Origin of the sequence: Legionella quinlivanii, from assembly GCF_003265995.1 — a bacterium.
Lineage (GTDB): Bacteria > Pseudomonadota > Gammaproteobacteria > Legionellales > Legionellaceae > Legionella_C > Legionella_C quinlivanii_A.
Genome location: NZ_MVJN01000002.1, coordinates 181697 through 201192 on the forward strand (window position 1 = coordinate 181697; position 19496 = coordinate 201192).

The following is a 19496-nucleotide window of genomic DNA, read 5'->3' on the forward strand; positions in this document are numbered from 1 at the left end:
ATCAACTCTCAGGAGACTCTAACCATTTTACGATTGCCAGATATTCAGCCAGCTGCCGCTCATTCTGATCAATGATTTCCCGTAACTCAGTCTGATTGGCGCTTTCTTTCAGCTCCAGTTTTTGTCCGGCCAGCTTCATTTGCAAGGACAAAATTCGCTGTCCAAAACCCTGTGGACTTAATTGTAGCTCATAAGCCAGTTGATTTTGGCGGGCAGACAAAGCTTTCAGCTCATTACAGCTGATTTTGCCGGGGCTTGCCGCCGGACAGTTTTTTAAAGCCTGCTCAACCTTCTCTGGATTTAGTCGATAATAATTTTCGTCTCGGGCAGAGCAGCTTGTTGAGAGAAGAACGGCCATCCCCCAGACAAAATGTTTTATCATCCCAACCTCTTCACAAAATACTGAAAACCTGCATGTTATCATTAGTCAAATACTTATGCCACGATGTTTATATTGCCAGGAATAGCTTCACCATCCAAATCTTGCTCAGAATATCCATTAATTGCTATTTTGTTCATTGAATAAATGCCAGCAATTGGGTATCGTTGTCAGCTTTCTAATCAACAGATTCTATTTATGCTGGATTTTAGTGTTGTTCGCGATAAACAAACCGATGAAATATATATTGAAACGTCTATCACAGGTAAGGCTTTACTGACTCTGCCGCAATTAAACAAGGGAACCGCCTTTACTCAGGAGGAACGTCGTGCCTTTGGTTTATTGGGGAAACTGCCGCATCGAGTAGAAACCCTGGACGAACAGGTCAAGCGCGCCTATTTGCAGTATTCAAGTTATCAAACCCGACTCCAGCAAAATATCTATCTGAATAATCTGCATGACAAAAATCAAACCCTTTTTTATAAATTATTAAGCAGGCATCTTGGGGAAATGCTTCCTACGATCTACACCCCCATCGTAGGCACTGCCGTCAAGCGTTTTAGCCACGAGTATCGACAGCCGAGAGGTTTGTACATTGCACATTCGGATAAAAACCAACTGGATGAGATTTTTAATAATCGCTCCAATCCTGAAATTGACTTAATTGTCGTAACCGATGGCGAAGGTGTACTTGGCATTGGTGATCAGGGAATTGGCGGTATGGATATTCCGGTCGCCAAACTGATGGTTTATACCCTGTGCGGAGGAATTGATCCCAGCCGTACACTGCCGGTGTTCCTTGATGTGGGAACCAATAATCAGGAACTGCTAAATGATCCGTTTTATTTAGGCTGCCGTCATCCACGCATTCCCGCAGCGGATTATGATCACTTCATTAATGCCTTTGTTAAAACGGTCCATAAGCATTTTCCAAACGCATTTTTACATTGGGAAGATTTTGGACGCGGCAATGCCAGACGGATTCTGGAACGGTTTCAGGATGAACTTTGTACTTTTAATGATGACATACAGGGAACGGGTGCTGTTACTCTGGCAGCTTTACTGGCAGCCTCCGATGTCAGCGGGCAGAAACTATCTGAACACCGGATTGTAGTATTCGGAGCAGGCTCGGCAGGAACTGGTATAAGCGATCAGATCGTTGATGCGCTGATTCAGCAAGGTTTAACTGAGGAAGAAGCTTATCAGCGCTTCTGGCTGATAGACCGCCAGGGCTTACTGATAAATGATGATGCGGATCTCACTGAAGCCCAACAGCCTTATGCACGCTTGCGCAGCGAAATCCAATCCTGGTCGTTAAATGGTTCAAATCCATCATTAACGGATACTGTACGCCATGTACAACCAACCATTTTAATCGGCTGCTCTGCACAACCAGGCGCTTTTTCACAGGATATCATTGAGACGATGTCGCAAGCCTGTGATCGCCCAATTATTTTCCCCTTATCCAATCCCGATGAAAAATGCGAAGCGCAACCCGCCGATATTTTGCAGTGGAGCCAAGGACGGGCACTAGTCGCTACCGGCACTTCTTTTCCAGCGGTAGAATATCAAAATCGCCTGATTGATATCGCGCAATGCAACAATGCACTGGTATTTCCAGGCATTGGGTTGGGCATATTAACTGTACAGGCAACTCGTCTTTCCAAAAAAATGATTTGGGCTGCTGCAAAAACCTTAAGTGAGTTTTCACCTAGCCGTAAAGACAGTTTTCTGCCGCTGCTGCCCTCATTGAATGACGCACAACTGGTTGCCAGACAAATTGCTGTAAGCGTTGCGAAGGCAGCGATTGAGGAAGGACTGGCACAGACCAATCAGAATGAAAATCTGGTCAAGCTGATTAATGACCGGTTCTGGGAAGCACGGTATTTGCCCTTTCGACGCAAGGCGTAATGACCGAGAGTCTTCATCAAGCTGTGTCCTGCCACGTCATCTTAAGAGAAATTCCCTCTCTCTAACTCTCTCCCAAAGGGAGAGAGGACTGTAGGAAAGATTCATTTAAAAAGGAAATCCCCTCTCAAGCTGGGAGAGGGTTGATTTAAACCAACAGGTTTTACTGCTCCAGTACAGGCGGAGCCGTATTCAATCCTTTTTGAAATGTAATAATCACTTTTTGCGTTCTTCCATTCTGAGGTTCCCACGGGCGAGCGTAAAAAAATTCAAAGGTGCTTCTCTTAGGAAGAGTCACTCCTTTTAGCACCTCAAAAACAAATACAGTTTTTCCCCCTGCTCCGATTAATTTAGGTTTGGTGGGATGAAATTGATGCGTCATCAGTTCATACAATTTGTCATTATATTTTTTGAGGGTCCAGCTATAGCCTGTGGTTGGATTAGAGGGCAAACTAATCGAAAAATGAGGGTGGTTTATATCTACATTCATGAATATTTCAGGGGAATCATAAACTGCAGCATACGATTGGCCTGATAAGTACAAACCAATCAGCAGTATCCATTTTTTCATATTACATCCTCTCAGTTCTTCCTATTTGAAGTATAATCAAACTTTTACTATTAAGGACAATTTATGAAAGCCATTGGTTATAAACAAGCAGGTGTGGCAGATGTTCTCGAGGAAATTGAGCTGCCAATGCCAGAAATGATGGAGCATGACTTATTGGTTGAAGTTAAGGCGATAGCCGTGAATCCTATTGACACCAAAGTACGCTCAAGGACTCAACCCGAAAACAGCCCCTATAAAATTCTAGGCTGGGATGCAGTCGGTATAGTGAAAGATATCGGCAGTAAAGTCAGCTTATTTAAAAAAGGAGATACAGTCTGGTATGCCGGTGATTTAACCCGCCCGGGATGTAACTCAGAGTTTCATTTGATTGATGAACGTATTGCCGCATTAAAACCACATAGCCTCTCCAATGCCGAAGCCGCTGCAATGCCGCTAACAACCCTAACAGCCTGGGAACTGCTTTTTGATCGTCTGCAAATTGATAAGGCAGATACAGGCACACTGCTTATTACTGGAGCGGCAGGCGGTGTCGGGTCCATTCTTGTGCAGTTAGCAAGACAGTTAACTTCTCTCACTATTATTGGCACTGCCTCACGCCCTGAGTCCTCGCAATGGATTAAAGCAAACGGCGCCCATCATGTCATTTCGCACCAGCAATCACTATCAGAGCAATTGCAGCAACTGGGGATAAGCGAAGTCGATTATGTGATTAGTCTCACCCACACCGATGAGCATGCAGCCGAGCTTATAAAATGCCTTAAACCTCAGGGTAAATTCGCGCTCATCGATAATCCGGAGTCTCTTGATATCAAATTGTTCAAACTAAAAAGTATTTCCATTCACTGGGAAATGATGTACACACGCTCCATGTTCAAAACTCCTGATATGATAAAACAGCACCAGATTCTTAGCGATGTGGCTATAATGGTTGATGCAGGTACTATCAAAACCACATTGAATGAAAATCTGGGTAAAATCACTGCAGCCAATCTGCAACAAGCTCACCGCTTACTTGAAAGTGGAAAATCCGTTGGAAAAATTGTCCTGGAAGGTTTCCGTTAATCTCAGCGAAGTTGGCTTATTTATCGAACCCGTCCCGCCAGCAGATGAATAGGCCATTGCATTTTGCGGATTTGATCAGGTGCGCCCCACGCCAGTGTTAATTCATCGGAAATTAATTCAACTGGATTGGTTTGATTTTGAAGCTGGTATTCTTTCACAGCAGACCAGGTATTCAAATAACCTTTAAAATCGTCAAGATTAAATTCTTTTTCGATAAAAAATAAAGGGCTTTCAATTTTTTCAAAAGGAAAAGGAATATCTGTATAACGGTTATCAATATAACGACGTTCACGGGGCCAATAGTTGTCGCCCAGAATATTTTCATACAAATTCCATACAATGGTATCCAGGTTGCAATCGAAGCGTCCCAACGAATAGCACCAGGCGGCAATCAGGGCCGAAGGTTTGGCTACTCGTCTGACCTCCTGATAAAACAAGTCAAAATTAAACCAGTGTAAGGCTTGGGCAATGGTGATTAAATCTACGCTTTGCGCTTTGATACCAGAGTCCTCTGCTGAGCAGCAGCGATAATCAACAGACGGATGTTTGAAAGCCTCATCCAACTGCGACTGGCTGATATCACTCGCAATGATTTGCTTGAAACGATTGAGCCAGGGCAGCGCTGCCTGGCCATTGCCCGTAGCGCAATCCCATACTGTATCGTGATGGAGCGTTTGCTCCCAAAGAAACTGATACAGGCTATCGGGATACTGGGGACGATGCTGCCGGTAGAGCTTGGGATCCCTGTCGAAATGATTGCGCTTAGTCATAATACCTTCCCTGTTTTAAGCCGCTGACTATTGTTTAATATTTGATCATGAAAATTAAATGTCAATCAATCTGAGCTCATGGACTCTGAAACGGTTCAGAACTATCCGTTCCCTCAGGTTTTTCCTCAGGAGGCTCAGATACAGTATGAACCACCGCTTTTAAACCATCCACCTTTTTTTCTGTTGCTGTCTGAGGGAAAAACTTAAATTCCCCATAAAAAAGTTTGTTAAACGTGGCTACGGCCAGCGGTATAATGCCCACACTCATTACTAAAGCAGCCCAGGCCAAAACGTTCTTTGCACCGCGGTGCTCCTTCAGTACCGGAAGAGCCGCGTGGATGATTTCCTGACAATCATTCTCATAATCTTTGCAAAGTTGTTTGGTTTTTGGTTTTGAGAGAAATTCCGTGCTTCGTTTCATAAGATCAAACAGTAGCTTCGTAGCTGTGTCAACGGCTGGTTGATAAACAACCGGATTTTTCTTTTCCATACTGATTATTTTCGAATGAAAATCGGCCAGCTCCTGGAACAATACAGTGCCATCCTTGTTGACGGCAGAAGCGAATGCCATAAATTGACGAGCCTGGTCGGCTGTTTTGAAATGATCAACTCCACATATTTCGATGTAATATTCAAAAAAGTCCCTTGAGCATTGCGTTTTAGGATTGGAAAAATAGGCAATACTTTCTTCCAAAATAATATCAAAGATCTCTTGCTGCGTTTGTTTTTCCTGAGGAGAGTTACTGCTATCAATTTTGAGCTGAAGTTTAAATAACTGACTAACCAGTTCGGTTCTATCTTCCTGCAGCTTCATTAAAGGTTTAATCCTGGCTGCGAAATCAATAACTTGCTGGGCTTCTTCTGGCGTCTTCAAGGCTACACTAACAACTGCAAGGCAAATTGCCAAGGTATCAATTGACCAGCGATTTTCTATATCACTGTGATAAGCAACTCCAGCATTTAAAATCATATCGAAAATTCTTTGTCGCATAGCACGATCTTTGCTATGGTCAATTGTTTGTTGTAATGCAAATAACACTCGGACAAAATAAGTTGTATCACTCTCAAGTTGCAGCAAAGCAGTAATTTTATCGCTAGCCGAAGTACTAAAAATCTGCTTGCTGTGCACTTGAAAAGCGCTGTAGATGCCAATGATCTCTAAATTAGCCTGTTCAATGAATTGTTTTACATTTTCCTTAGTCTGTGGCTGCTCAAAATATTTAAGGCATCGATCTATCAGATGATTGATTTCCTTACCTGCCAATTCCTGTGCAAACACATTGGTATTAGAAGCCGTTTGTATCCCTTTTTTATATGATTTTATATAGCTTAGGAAACTGATATGTTCATCTGGAATCGATACTAAAAGATCCAAAAAGCGATTCACATCTTTCGGGTTTCTGTATCCGTCCCCAGTCAGATCTCTGACAATTTCCGCTCTTTTCCTGAGTTGATTTACTTCGCGCTGGTGTTCATCAATCAGGCTCAGCTTATGGGCATAGAAGATTAATGACGTCGTGGAAATTTGGGTAATTGCTCGCGCCAGCTCCCGGGAAGAAAGAGCTCTCTCAGGTGAGATCCGCTCATTAGGCTCCAGAACGTGATCATACAAAGTGGAAATGGCTGTATTGACGTTTGAAGCTGTTGCCGAGATATAACGCTCATGCGCGGCTCTTTTGGAAACCTTATCATTTACAGAATAAATAGTGGCAAGCGTTTGTTTAACTGCCTCAGTTGCCTGTTTTTTAAAATATGCCTTAATATAGGCTTTCTCTTCTTCGCTTAAAACATTTTGCCCATCTTTTGGAGCAAACTGTGTCCAATCCATTACACGGGTATAAAACCTTTGTATTGACTCCGGTGAGCTGTCTGATGGCAAGGCATCTAGCACTCTTTGAATGGCTGCAACCGCTGTTCTCGTGCTAAAAAAAAGCTCTGTTTCACTTCCTCTGATAAAGGTGTTTAGTACCCGACCTACCGGATGAGCACGAGGATAGACAATACTCTCGTCAAAGGTACTTATCTGGTTGAGTAAAGCCTGAATGTTCGCGATAACTTGATCTTGGTTGAGGTTGTACGCTTCTCCTTTCAGTCTTTCAATTAAAACCGCCAGTTTAGGCTGCTCTGGATTAAGCCTGTCAAGCTCATCCAGCCAATCAAGAAATTCATTATGCGTCATTATAAATTAGCCATGGAACTATAAATATATAATGATTATAAGAAATGAAGATTAAGAAAAAATTAACTCGCTATCTTCGCCCCCCGACTTGTTGCATACTTATCTAAATATCTCGATAACAAAGCCTTCTTCTGGCTTCTGCATCCCACGGCTTGTCCGACGGATCCCCTCATTATTTATATAGTCAGCGGATCACTTACCAATTACTCAAACAGATCTATTATCGTGTCGTTCCCGCAAAGGCGGGAATCTATTTCTCAAGATAATTCCTGACGTTGGTTGCAAGATGGATTTCCGCCTACGCGGAAACGACACTGTTTACAGTCATTTTGACCTGATAAGCTACGTATTTTTTGAATGGAATAATGAGGGGGATTCCTCAGGGCTGTCCGAGGGATCCAGTCATCACAGCAATTACCTATTCTTTCCTAGTCGATAATTTTCTTTTTCTTCATGTAGTTCATCCATTAATCGTTGCGGCTGATCACTTAATTTATTGTAGATATTCACAGTTTCTTTTATGTGAAAGAGCTTGGCTTTACTAACTGTCCATTTCACTTCCGTACTAGCATTTTCCTTGCTAATTCCCTTCGTAAGGATTTGCCTTTTACTCAGTTTCTGTGGTTTCCCAGACTCAAGATCCACTTCGGTTGACGAACCATCTTCAGCTTTAATTAAGGGCTTATTTTTTAACAAGCAGCGCGTTACATGATAATAATCATGTATTTCCTTCATAGTGAAGGTTCCTTCCTGTTTATTAGCGTAAATATCCATTTCTTTATTTCTGGGAAGCGCAGGATCATGGCAGGCGGCTGGCTCCGGCTTTTTCAAACCAAATAGCAGCATAAAGTTAGTGACGGCTTTATAAGCGATACTGATAACTAATGGGATACTTAAAACACTTAGAATAATAACCGGTTTTATTAAAGGAATGACTGCTGGTAAAAATGGGGGAAAGAAAATAGCCGCTGCAAGCAGACCAACCACCGAAGCTCCGATTGCAAAATACGCTGCGGTTTTTAGAAAAGGATGCTGTCCAAACCAATCCAGTGCTCGCGATAAGAGTGTCGTACTTTTACCTGAAACCTGATCACCTATAAAACGTAAAACCGAATCGATAAAATAGCTGGTTATTGCCGCTGAAATCACTGCATTAATCAGCAATAGAGTGGACGCTCCGAGCAAAGTAATTGTGAGGCTTACACCCAGTGGAGGAAACATATAAAATACAGCCACCAGAGGAATAAAAAATAACAGCTGTAATTTATGCTCCCATAGAAAACGGACCGTTGGGAGTATCAGATATCTGAATGGCTGCATGACAAAATAAGAAAACAAACTGCGAGCCAAAATATATAACCAGAAGTTTCTACGCTTGCGCTCACGATTATCTTCTTCAGTATTGATCTGATGAAATTCAGTTCCTGGTAAACCAGCATAATTCAAGGCATGAGCCGCGACCGAATTCGGGCCTTCCAGTTCCTTTGGCGGGTCAACCTCCAGAATAATCCATTCATTTTTCCATTCCCCAAATTTGGATACCGGATCGTTTTTCTGCTTTTGAACACGTACCTCAGGGGCTTTCCCTTCGGCGACCAGAGCATCCCAATTATCATAACGGCTTTTTCTAAGGCCTTTATAAAGGCCAGGCGGATTTAAAGCATCCACACTTGAAATCAAATCGCCGCGGTGGCATGCGAATATCAGTGAAAGCGCTCCTCCCAGACTGGTTCCACATACATGCACTTTTTTATCTTGCTTTTCCGCCCAGCGAATTACATTTTTATTTCCCGAGCGATATAACTCCTTCCCTGCTGTTTCGACATCTTCCAGATCGGTTTTGACTTGCTGCCAGAATCCTTGTCCTGCAGGATAGGTAGTACCCATAAAGACTAAATGGGGTTCTGCATCTTTATTATTGACCGGGGTAAGCCCATAAGCAAAAACACGGTCATTGTCGCTTAGAAATAATTTCTTCAGGCCGGAGGTTGGTGTTAATTCAATTTGGGTGACTTTATATTCCACCTTAACCCACTGGCCATTCACAAACTGAGGAATATGGAAGCTTTCGTAAGGAGTGATATCACCATAGGGAAGCAGGCATAAACAATTACTGATATATAACTGAGCCTGTCTTATTTGCTCTTTTGATAATTCTTTTTGGCTCTTAAGCTGCTCATACACATAATCAAAACCCTCCTGAAAGCCTCGTCGCATGGCCCTGGTCAGCTGATGATCCCGTTCTACAAAAACGGCATTAAAAGCGCGCCATGATAACAGTTTCTTCCAATCCTTTTGCCAGCCCATCATAAGAATACGAAGCACATTTCGAGCTTGCGCCAGAACATATTGTTCTTCGTTAGAAGGATCTGCGTTTTCTAATTCGCGAGAAGGGAAAAAATCAAGCGTTAAACCACCAGCGTAACAATTATCAAGAGACATCTAACCATCCTCTTATCTGCAGATTAACGATCATACTACAATATGGAGTAAATTTGAACACTTTAGCCATAAAAATCATTCTCTCATTGTCTGGAAAAGCTTGATCTTGAGAATCAGACAGGCGATTATTCTTTTTTTGTTTGTGTAAAGGAATTCGGTGTGGATCACGAAATGATGGAATATGATGTAGTCATTGTAGGAGCAGGACCTGCTGGTTTATCAGCAGCCATTAAAATTAAGCAGCTTGCCGCACAGGCGGGCAAAGAAATCAGTGTCTGTATCCTGGAAAAAGGCGCGCAAGTGGGGGCTCATATTCTATCAGGCGCAGTACTTGAACCACGAAGCCTCATAGAGTTATTGCCTGATCTATGGCAAACGGCACCATTCAATACGCCAGTCACAGAGGATTTATTCTATTTTCTGACCGCTAAAAAGAGCTTTCGCCTGCCCACTCCTCCTCCTATGAAAAATGAAGGAAATTATATCATCAGCCTTGGGGAATTATGCCGCTTTCTGGCCACTCAGGCCGAAAATCTGGGCTGCGAAATTTACCCCGGCTTTCCAGCCTCTGAAATCCTTTATAACGATCAGGGTGAAGTTATTGGTGTGGCCACCGGTGATGTTGGTATAGATAAAGAATCCAGGCAAACACCTAACTATCAGCCAGGCATGCATTTACTGGCTAAACAAACCCTTTTCGCAGAGGGCTGCCGTGGTCAGTTAAGCCAGAATTTAATGAACCGCTTCCAACTTCGTGAAGGGGTGCAGCCGCAGACCTATGGGATAGGGATTAAAGAAATCTGGCAGGTAAAATCCTCTCATTATCAGCCTGGAAAGGTCATCCATACATTTGGCTGGCCTCTGGACACGAAAACCTACGGAGGCTCCTTTGTTTATCACCTGGCAAATAATCAGGTAGCCCTGGGCTTTGTGATCGGACTCGATTATAAAAATACCTGGCTAAGCCCTTTTAATGAAATGCAGCGTTTTAAAACACATCCATTGATTCGCCCGCTTCTTGAAGATGGAGAGCGTATCGCCTATGGCTCTCGTGCCATAAATGAAGGCGGATGGCAGGCATTGCCTAAATTAACATTCCCAGGAGGTGCACTGATTGGCGATGCAGCCGGTTTTCTCAATGTTCCCAAAATCAAAGGAATTCATACCGCAATGAAATCCGGTATGCTGGCAGCCGAATCCTGTTTTAGCCTTCTTGCGAATGAAACTTCATCTCCCCAGGAAATGACCATTTACCCCGAAAAAGTGAAGCAATCCTGGCTAAGCGATGAGTTATATTCAGTGAGAAACATACGGCCCGCTTTTCGTCATGGACTATGGATTGGCCTTGCAAATGCATTTGTGGAAACCTATATTACAGCCGGAAAATCTCCCTGGACATTCAAGCACCATGCAGATCACAGCGCCCTTCTGCCGGCAGATCAATGCAAAAAAATTGTGTATCCCAAACCAGACGGACTGCTAACCTTCGATAGACTGTCGTCAGTTTATCTCACCAATACCTATCACGAAGAAAACCAGCCAGTCCATCTTAAGCTTAGAGATCCCGAGCTCGCCATATCCGTCAATTATAAAATATACGCCTCTCCTGAAACGCGCTATTGCCCAGCCGGCGTCTATGAAATTGTTGAGGAAGAAAAAGGACCACGCTTACAAATTAACGCGCAAAACTGCATTCATTGCAAAACCTGCGACATAAAAGACCCCAAACAAAACATTGTCTGGGTAGCTCCAGAAGGCGGTGGCGGCCCAAATTACAGTGAAATGTAAATCTCATTGTCATTTATCAAATCAGAGAGTAGACTTGCTCTCTGTAACTCAGTCCCGGTGGCACAGTGGATAGCGCGGCCCCCTCCTAAGGGGCAGGTCGGAGGTTCGAATCCTCTCCGGGACGCCAGTAAAATCAATCGGTTACAGATTTAAATGCTAAAATATTGAGGTGCTTTATTCTATGGGTGCCTAGATGGGTACCTAAAAATAATTACAAAAACTAATTTGGTATAAATACCAAAACTATTTTATATGGCACACTTCAATAGAAAAAGTGTAACTTGTTAATCTTATTTTCGGTATTGCATCTTGAATATTTCTCAAAAAAGTAAACAAATAATAATTTTACCTGAAGACAAACAAATAGAAGTTGATCGTGGTCTCGTCATTATAGGTTCGAATGGTTCAGGAAAAACCCGTTTTGGTAGTTGGATTGATCTTAAATCTGCTCAGAATGCTAAATCTCATCGTATCTCTGCACAAAAATCTCTGAATATACCTGACAATGTACGTCCAATGGCTATTGACAAAGCAATGTCAATTTTATTATGCGGACATGAAGGGGCAATATCAGAGCAGTATCAACGTTATAAATCTTCTCATAAATGGGGTAATCAAGCAGAGACTATTCTAATTAATGATTATGAGCATCTTTTAGTATATTTGCTTTCTGAACATAATGAGCGCAGTGTAGAATACGTAGATGATTCAAAGAAAACTGATCTCAAAGTTAAACCTCCCATTACTAAAATGGATCTAGTAAGAAAAATATGGCAAGAAACTATGCCACATCGTAGCCTCATTATTAAAAGTGGAAACATTCAAACTTGCCCTATCACTGATGGCGCTAGCGCTTACAATGCATCTCAAATGAGCGATGGAGAACGAGTTGTTTTTTATCTTATTGGTCGGTGTTTATCAGTGCCTGAAAATAGCATTTTAATTATTGATGAACCAGAGCTTCATTTACATAAATCCATACAATATGCTCTTTGGAATAAAATTGAAAAAATACGACATGATTGTCTTTTTATATATTTGACTCATGATGTTGAATTTGCTGCTTCACGTGCAGGATATAAAAAGATCTGGCTTAAAGATTATAATGGTGCAAAATGGACTTGGAGTGAACTAGAAGAGGGAATGGATCTTCCAGAAGAATTGCTATTTGAGGTTTATGGAAGTAGAAAAAAAGTTTTGCTTGTTGAAGGGTCAAATAGTAGTCATGACGTGCAATTTTATAAAAATATCTTTAGCGATTTTTTAGTCAGGCCTTGTGGTAGCTGCGAAAATGTAATTACATATACAAAGACTCTACGATCTAATCAAGGTTTTCATCAACTCGATGTCTACGGGCTAATAGATAAAGACCGACGCACCCCCACTGAAATCACCGAATTAGAAAAACATGGTATATTTACTTTGAGCGTAGCTGAAGTAGAAAATTTATTTATTACTCCTGAAATATTAAAAATTGTAGCGGATCATTTGGAGCTTGATTATGAAAACAAACTTCAAGAAATTCGAGAATTCCTAACAAATGAGCTAGCAAAAGAAGTTAATATTCAAGTCTCAGAAATGGCTGTTCAAGAATTAAAATATAGACTTAGTAGATTGGACCTAAGTTGCAAAACAAAAACCGAATTAGATTCCAAATATTCGCAACTAATAAATGCAATCAATGTGAATACTGTTTATGATGAATTGCATAGTCAACTTACTCAAATTATTCAAACTGGCAATTACGAAGGCTTGCTCTCTTTTTACAATCGAAAAGCTCTTGCATCAAGAGTTGGAGCTAACTTTGGGTTAAGTAAAAATGAATTACCTGCTTTAATTATACGACTATCAAATCGCGATGAATATATAGATAAATTTTTGTCTGCGATAAGTAACTATATTCCTGAGTCATTGGCAAATTTAAACTTAAAAGAAGACAAAAAAGCTAGTTAGATTGAGTTATTTACTCATTGGCCCTTTGATAAACATCATCTAATAATGCAGCAATAATCAATTTCCTCAAATGCTCATTTTGCAAGAAGTCACCAATTATTTTTTCATTTCGGCCATGACGAGTAACAAAAGCAGTCATAGCCTCAGATTCAAATACAGGCTTCACTTGCTCCTTGGTATTTGCGCGCATTTTTTCAACTAGAGATTCATTGTTTACCATGTCACCAGCAATCTGATCAAATAACAATCGATCGTCATCTGTCCAATCAGTTCCATATTTATCATTAATTACTTTAATAACTACGGATAAAGTTGAGTTTTTCTGCTCTTTTATTCCAGCAGTTCCAACTTCAGACGGACCATAAACAGGAGCATTTTCATTGATGCTTAAGACAGCACTACCTTCAAAAGTTTTTTCTAATCGATACGATTCTAGAGCAATTTCTTCATTAAGGTTTATTGAACCAGCATTGGAGCGATAAGGAAGTTTAGTTAGTAATAATCCCCCATAAGCATATAGCCTATGTAAATCCGGATCGACAAAATCAACAACTTGGCTTAAAAAACTATATAATCGAACAAAGCTTCTTAAGTTATTTTTGAATAGCTCGCCCTCTTCTGTATATATCCCCCCCTCTTGGGTATGATCGCGATAGGCTTCTTTATAACGCTTAACGGCTGGATCCACCCATTGGTTATATTTGCCATGATCCCCTTTATTTTGTTTTGAGCGATCTTTAAAAAATACTTTTGCAAACTGATCGATATCGCTTTGCCTGAGAACGGGCGCCTCTCTAAGTGTCAAATCGAAATTATAAAGAATATTAGGATCTGTGGGTTCATCAACCTCTGTGACCTCATAAAAAGGCATGAACGCTTCTCTAATATCTTCCACAGTATTTTCAAAATCTAAAATAAAAGTGTCTTTTTTACCGCTTGTTGTCCGGTTTAATCGTGATAAAGTTTGAACTGCTTTAACATCTGCAAGTTTCTTATCCACAAACATAGTGTGCAATAAGGGCTGATCAAAGCCTGTTTGGTATTTATCTGCAACGATTAAAACGTGATATCCTGGGCTTTCAAATTTTTTAGGTAATTCTTTTTCACTAAAACCATTCATCCCAACTTCTGTATAATTAATTTCGGTTAAATCAGGATCATCTACTGTACCTGAGAAAGCAACTATTGTTTTAATATCTTTATATCCATGTCTAGCAATATAAGCATCAAAAGCTTGCTTATAGCGGACAGCATGCAACCGTGAACGAGTAACAACCATTGCTTTTGCTTTACCACCTATTTTAGGTCGGGTAAATTTTCGAAAATGCTCAATCATAATTTCCGTTTTTTGAGCCAGGTTAGAAGGATGTAAGTTGAGATAGGTATTAATAGCTCTCTTGGCTTTTTTTTCATCCACCTCGGGATCTTCAGCAACTGCTTTTGTTAATTTAAAGTAAGTCTTATATGTCGTGTAATATTTCAGAACATCAAGAATAAAACCTTCTTCAATAGCTTGGCGCATTGAGTATAAATGAAATGGCTTTGGTTTACCGTTTGCATCAAGAGTTCCAAACAATGTTAAAGTTTTATGCTTAGGGGTCGCTGTAAAAGCAAAAAAACTAATATTAGGCTGCTTACCTCGACTCCTGGCATCATCAATTATTAAATCCTCAATACTCGGCTCTTCCTCAACCTTTGAATCTTCTAAAGTAGCTGCATCAAAAATAGCAGAATCATGCTCCTCATCACTCTCGCCAGGTTTGCGTGGCACCGAACCAAGCGCCTTTTTTAAATTACCAGTGTGCTTACTTCCTGTAGAAGAATGCGCTTCATCAACAATAACAGCAAAGGTCTTATTAGAAAAATCGTTTACTTTATCCAAAAGGAAACTAAATTTCTGTAAAGTGGTGATTATGATTTTCACCCCCTTATTCAAAGCCTCTGCTAAATCTGAAGCATGCTTACTTTCATCAATTTTTTCAACGACACCTTGCTTATGTTCAATCGCATACACATTGTCTTGTAATTGTTTATCAAGATTACGCCTATCAGAGATCACAATCACTGAGTTAAAAAATGGTTTATTATCCCCACCATGTAAACTAGCTAATTGATGAGCTGCCCAGCTGATAGTATTTGATTTACCAGAGCCAGCGGAATGCTGAATTAATCGGCTTAATCCTACTCCGTCAGAACAAGTCACCTGCGTTAATTGCCTAACAGCATCCAATTGATGATAACGAGGAAAAATAATTGCTTCACGAATATTAACCATTCCTGTTTCAGGATCCTTTTCTTCCTTCTTTTGTAAGTGAATAAATCGATGGACTATGTCTAACCAACTATCACGCTGCCAGATTTTTTCCCATAAGTAGCCAGTTTTGTAGCCTGTAGCATAGTTATGATCAGTGGGATTTCCTTTACCACCATGCTCACCAGTGTTAAAAGGCAGGAAATAGGTTTTGTCTCCCATTAGTCTTGTGGTCATGTAAGCTTCATCAGTATCCACAGCGAAATGAACCAAGGCTCGCTTTTTAAATTGGATTAATGGTGTCTTGAGCGTTGGGATTCGATCTTCTTTGTATTGTTTAACTGACTGAACCCAACTTTGATTAGTGAATTGATTTTTCAATTCAACGGTAGCAATTGGCAGTCCGTTAATAAAGAGTACCATATCAATGCTATCATTACCCTCCAAACTGAAATAAACCTGACGCATAACAGTTAAGCGATTTTGCTGATAGAGCCATTCTGTTTCTGGGTTTAATGAAGTCGCTGGCTTGAAATAAGCAAGACGCACCAATTGCCCACGATCACGCACGCCTTGTCGAATCACATCTAATAAACCGCGTTGATCACATTCTTTTGCTATACGTCTGACTATCAAATCATCTACTTGACTACCATAACTGGATGCTAATGCAGCATAAACAGATTTTTGAGTTGATTTAATAAAATCAATTAACGCTTCTGTATCAAATGCAAGTTCTGTATTAAATGCTTTGTTAGAACGAGACTCATAGCCAGAATGAGTAATTAACCAATCTTCAATCGCGTCTTCAAAGTTTTTTTCTTGTGTTGGGCGTGTGCTCATTAAAATCCTCTAATGTGATGTTTCTCACGTCAATTTTTCCAGTAACAGCAGCTGATATTAATGCTACTCGACGCTCATTTGATATTTGTATTAAATTTTTTGATTTTAAAACTAAAACAGAAATTTTAGCTGTTACGTTATCTAGATAGTTTGCTATATCAATCTGTTCATTCTTTGGAGGCAAAGGACATCTAATGTCAGCTAACATCTCTAAATTCAGACCATCTCTTAAATCTCCTCCAGCCATATTCCTAATATTTTGATAATTTATATTTAACCACCAATAAAGAAACCTTGGGAAATGTTTGGTTGGCACAATAGCTGCCATTGATTGATTACAAGTTGCATCAATTCCCATTTGTGCAACCATCCCTTTTGTTTTTCCTTGACCAGCTAAAGCTATCACAAGAGAATTCTTTTTTATCCATTTAGTGCTACTGTTATTATATGCTTCTTGTGTAATATATGCTGAAGCCTCTTTAATAAGGGCTTGATTTACAGAGCCAGAATTTAACCAAGGAATAGTTCCATTATTCCAATATGCTTCAATATTTTTCGATGGTGTGCCGCCTGCGTAAATATTAGAGAACCATCTCAAAGAACCGTAATCCCATCCCATAGGCAACAACGGCATCCAAGCTATCCCTGTTTTTTTCATTTTAACATCAGGGTTCAAACCTTTAGTAACAGTATTAAAAATCACCGCTTGGCGTTTCTCCTCAAGCAATCGAATCAATTTTTTTTGCTTTCCAATCAACGCATCAATTTTAGCAGTTTCTTCATCGAGAAAATCTGCTATTTTTTGTTGCTCCTCAATAGGTGGTAATGCATATGGTAAATTACAAAATGTTTCTTGATATAAATGCAATATAGTACTGCCAGTCCTATAATATTCTACAAATCCATGAAATACAGATGATTGCATTAACCAATAGTAAAATTTTGTGAGGTACTGTGATTTTAATGGTCTTAATAGGAATAACCCGCTGTTTAACGTAGCAGGACCTGGTAGTTTTCCAACTAAAATAACTTTCCCTATTGTTCCATCTTTAGTTATTAATAAATCATCATCTTTTAATTTGATGTATGGATCTTGATCATATCTTTCAACATCACAATGGTAACATTTATCCCAATTTACAATTTTTCCTAAAAAATCTGAACCTGTTACAAGATAAGGACCTTCATCAGTAAAATCATCCGATTTAAGTCCATGCCAACCTACCCTTGCCTTGATATACGAATCATATTTAAGTTTTGATTTAAGCCAATGTTTCGGAGCAGATTTATTCCAATCATTATTTAAATTCTGATATTCTAAATATGGTGAATAGTTCATACATGCACCTCTTGAAGAAGCTGCATAATTTCAGAACTAATTTTATCCAAATCTGCATCAATCTCCTCTAAACACCGAGGCGGTACATATTTATAAAAATGACGGTTAAATGGGATCTCATATCCCACCTTTGTTTTACTATAATCAATCCAAGCATCAGGAACATGAGGAATGACTTCGCATTGAAAATAAGCCTCAATATCCTCTGTCAAAGGTACATTTTCATAATCACGTAAATCAGTATCCGCTTCTGGATTACCCTTACTATCTTTACAAATTTCTGCATGCTCATCTCGTTCGCTCAAAGCTTGCCAAATAGTTTTAAGTAATGGGCCTTTAATATCAACAGTATGCTCTTTGAATGCTGTTTTTAAGGCGTTTAAGAATATCTCTCGGTTTTCCCAAATGTGCTCATCATCCAATGTTTTAAGAGCTTGCATAATTGCTGTCTGTTGAGCTTCCTTAAGTTTTAAAAAAGCAGCTTCATCCTGCAACTTTTCAAGCCGCTCAGTTGTTACTGCAAAGTTTAACCGTAAAGGTCTCTCAACAGTAATTCGTGAATAGCCAAAATCCTCGTTATTAAAAATTTTAACCTGATCATTCTCTTCAAAATCACCAAACCACTGAGTAATAGTTTTTATCTGCTCCTCACTAATCTGCTTACGTTTAGAGCCTAAGCTTTTACGCATGGGGACACTCATATCCACGGCATTAATAAGTTGTATTTTGCCCCGTCGCTCTGCTTTTTTCTTATTGGTGATAATCCAGATATAAGTTGCAATCCCTGTGTTATAAAACATATCTGTAGGCAATGCGACAATGGCCTCTAACCAATCATTTTCAATAATCCATCTTCGGATCTCTGATTCGCCAGAGCCTGCACTCCCCGTAAACAAAGGAGAACCGTTCAACACAACTGCAATTCGTGATATCTGCGCTCCATCATTACTAAGCTTATTCATTTTTGAAATCATATGCTGAACGAATAACAATGAACCATCGCTAACTCTGGGCAGACCTGCGCCAAAACGACCGTCATAACCTAAATCGCTCGCTTCCTCTTTGATTTTACTTTCTACTTTTTTCCACTCGACACCAAAGGGAGGATTTGAAAGCATGTAATCAAAGGATTCATGAGGCAAACCATCCTCAGTAAAGCTATTCCCATATTTAATATTTTTAGGATTTTGACCTTTAATCATCATATCGGATTTACAAACAGCAAAACTCTCGCCATTAAGCTCTTGGCCATATAGTTCAAGATGAGCATGAGGATTAAGTTCTTTAAGATACTGTTCTGCAACGCTGAGCATACCACCCGTACCGCAAGCTGGGTCATATAAACGTCGAATCACTCCCTTTTGGCTCAATGCCTTATGATCTTCTTGAAATAGCAAATTCACCATTAATTTAATAACTTCACGTGGAGTAAAATGCTCCCCCGCAGTTTCATTCGACTGCTCAGAAAAACGCCTAATTAACTCCTCAAATAAATATCCCATGCTGGTGTTATCTAAATTATCAGGATGAAGATCAACTTGAGCAAATCGTTGAACCACCAAATACAAAAGATTATCTTTCTCAAGCCGAGCTATTTGTACTGGCAATTCAAATTTCTCAACAAAGATTTCTCTGACATCTTCACTTAATTTATTAATAATATCATTTAAGTTGGCTGCAATATTCTCAGGTTCATTGAGCAACATTGGAAATGTATATTTACTTGTAGTGTAGAACTTATGACCACTTGCCAATCCAAGCATTACTTCAGACATAGTGGCATCAATATCTCTTGGTAGACTAGAAACCTTCTCAAGCACTGCTTGTTTCGTTGGCTCCAAAACACAATCTAATCTGCGAAGAATGGTAAATGGCAAAATTACTTTGCCATACTCCGATTGTTTATAATTACCACGTAAAATTTCAGCTATTGACCAAATAAAACCTACAAGTTCAGAATAATTACCCATTTGTTCCCTTCTATTAAAATTCGCCTGAATTAAATCAGGAT

Annotated in this window: 12 protein-coding genes and 1 tRNA gene; 5 read left to right on the plus strand and 8 right to left on the minus strand. The window is 40.0% G+C overall.

The annotated features are described in order from the left end of the window. Nucleotide 1 precedes the first annotated feature (1 nt). Entirely contained in the window at nucleotides 2–382 is a 381-nt protein-coding gene (locus B1207_RS02825; RefSeq protein ID WP_112218487.1) for a hypothetical protein, read from the minus strand. A 195-nt stretch (nucleotides 383–577) separates the two neighbouring features. Here B1207_RS02825 and B1207_RS02830 point away from each other — a divergent pair, with 195 nt between their 5' ends. Next, a complete protein-coding gene (locus tag B1207_RS02830; RefSeq protein ID WP_112218663.1) occupies nucleotides 578–2290 on the plus strand; it encodes an NAD-dependent malic enzyme in 1713 nt (570 codons plus the stop codon). Nucleotides 2291–2450: 160 nt separating this feature from the next. Here the strand turns inward: B1207_RS02830 and B1207_RS02835 are convergent, their stop codons facing one another. Beyond that, nucleotides 2451–2858 (minus strand): protease inhibitor I42 family protein, encoded by a 408-nt coding sequence (locus B1207_RS02835; protein WP_112218488.1) that lies wholly within the window; start codon nucleotides 2856–2858, stop codon nucleotides 2451–2453. 63 nt (nucleotides 2859–2921) lie between these two features. Between B1207_RS02835 and B1207_RS02840 the strand changes: the two genes are divergently transcribed. Beyond that, entirely contained in the window at nucleotides 2922–3920 is a 999-nt protein-coding gene (locus tag B1207_RS02840) for a zinc-binding alcohol dehydrogenase family protein (RefSeq protein WP_112218489.1), read from the plus strand. A 20-nt stretch (nucleotides 3921–3940) separates the two neighbouring features. Here the strand turns inward: B1207_RS02840 and B1207_RS02845 are convergent, their stop codons facing one another. The 3 genes from B1207_RS02845 to B1207_RS02855 form a co-directional block, all read right to left on the minus strand. Beyond that, the gene (locus tag B1207_RS02845; protein WP_112218490.1) at nucleotides 3941–4690 is read right to left on the minus strand and encodes a class I SAM-dependent methyltransferase; all 750 of its coding nucleotides are present in this window, start codon (nucleotides 4688–4690) and stop codon (nucleotides 3941–3943) included. Nucleotides 4691–4766: 76 nt separating this feature from the next. Further along, a complete protein-coding gene (locus B1207_RS02850) occupies nucleotides 4767–6869 on the minus strand; it encodes a hypothetical protein (protein ID WP_112218491.1) in 2103 nt (700 codons plus the stop codon). A gap of 414 nt (nucleotides 6870–7283) precedes the next feature. Then, nucleotides 7284–9311 (minus strand): hypothetical protein, encoded by a 2028-nt coding sequence (locus B1207_RS02855; protein ID WP_112218492.1) that lies wholly within the window; start codon nucleotides 9309–9311, stop codon nucleotides 7284–7286. Between the two features lie 159 nt (nucleotides 9312–9470). On the opposite strand from B1207_RS02855, the gene B1207_RS02860 reads away from it, so the two are divergent. The 3 genes from B1207_RS02860 (at nucleotide 9471) to B1207_RS02870 (ending at nucleotide 13052) form a co-directional block, all read left to right on the plus strand. Then, entirely contained in the window at nucleotides 9471–11099 is a 1629-nt protein-coding gene (locus B1207_RS02860; RefSeq protein WP_112218493.1) for an electron transfer flavoprotein-ubiquinone oxidoreductase, read from the plus strand. Between the two features lie 51 nt (nucleotides 11100–11150). Beyond that, a tRNA-Arg gene (locus B1207_RS02865) sits at nucleotides 11151–11226 on the plus strand. Between the two features lie 182 nt (nucleotides 11227–11408). After that, nucleotides 11409–13052 (plus strand): DUF4435 domain-containing protein, encoded by a 1644-nt coding sequence (locus B1207_RS02870; RefSeq protein ID WP_112218494.1) that lies wholly within the window; start codon nucleotides 11409–11411, stop codon nucleotides 13050–13052. 10 nt (nucleotides 13053–13062) lie between these two features. Here the strand turns inward: B1207_RS02870 and B1207_RS02875 are convergent, their stop codons facing one another. From B1207_RS02875 to B1207_RS02885, 3 genes are read right to left on the minus strand one after another with little or no spacing between them, the layout of a single operon-like run. Then, nucleotides 13063–16146: a type I restriction endonuclease subunit R gene (locus B1207_RS02875; protein WP_112218495.1), complete on the minus strand. Its 3084-nt coding sequence runs from the start codon at nucleotides 16144–16146 to the stop codon at nucleotides 13063–13065. Further along, on the minus strand, nucleotides 16112–17485 hold the full coding sequence (locus B1207_RS02880) for a restriction endonuclease subunit S (protein ID WP_112218496.1): 1374 nt from the start codon (nucleotides 17483–17485) through the stop codon (nucleotides 16112–16114). Before B1207_RS02880 ends, B1207_RS02875 begins: the two co-directional genes overlap by 35 nt. Further along, nucleotides 17482–19455, minus strand: coding sequence for a type I restriction-modification system subunit M (locus B1207_RS02885; RefSeq protein ID WP_112218497.1), 1974 nt, complete (start codon nucleotides 19453–19455; stop codon nucleotides 17482–17484). Before B1207_RS02885 ends, B1207_RS02880 begins: the two co-directional genes overlap by 4 nt. Nucleotides 19456–19496 lie beyond the last annotated feature (41 nt).

What these genes read in the sequence shown, in the direction of transcription:
- B1207_RS02855 (WP_112218492.1), bottom strand. Translation starts at nt 9,311, where the DNA reads ATGTCTCTTGATAATTGTTACGCTGGTGGTTTAACGCTTGATTTTTTC.
- B1207_RS02830 (WP_112218663.1), top strand. Translation starts at nt 578, where the DNA reads ATGCTGGATTTTAGTGTTGTTCGCGATAAACAAACCGATGAAATATAT.
- B1207_RS02875 (WP_112218495.1), bottom strand. Translation starts at nt 16,146, where the DNA reads ATGAGCACACGCCCAACACAAGAAAAAAACTTTGAAGACGCGATTGAA.
- B1207_RS02825 (WP_112218487.1), bottom strand. Translation starts at nt 382, where the DNA reads ATGATAAAACATTTTGTCTGGGGGATGGCCGTTCTTCTCTCAACAAGC.
- B1207_RS02835 (WP_112218488.1), bottom strand. Translation starts at nt 2,858, where the DNA reads ATGAAAAAATGGATACTGCTGATTGGTTTGTACTTATCAGGCCAATCG.
- B1207_RS02840 (WP_112218489.1), top strand. Translation starts at nt 2,922, where the DNA reads ATGAAAGCCATTGGTTATAAACAAGCAGGTGTGGCAGATGTTCTCGAG.
- B1207_RS02880 (WP_112218496.1), bottom strand. Translation starts at nt 17,485, where the DNA reads ATGAACTATTCACCATATTTAGAATATCAGAATTTAAATAATGATTGG.
- B1207_RS02850 (WP_112218491.1), bottom strand. Translation starts at nt 6,869, where the DNA reads ATGACGCATAATGAATTTCTTGATTGGCTGGATGAGCTTGACAGGCTT.
- B1207_RS02845 (WP_112218490.1), bottom strand. Translation starts at nt 4,690, where the DNA reads ATGACTAAGCGCAATCATTTCGACAGGGATCCCAAGCTCTACCGGCAG.
- B1207_RS02885 (WP_112218497.1), bottom strand. Translation starts at nt 19,455, where the DNA reads ATGGGTAATTATTCTGAACTTGTAGGTTTTATTTGGTCAATAGCTGAA.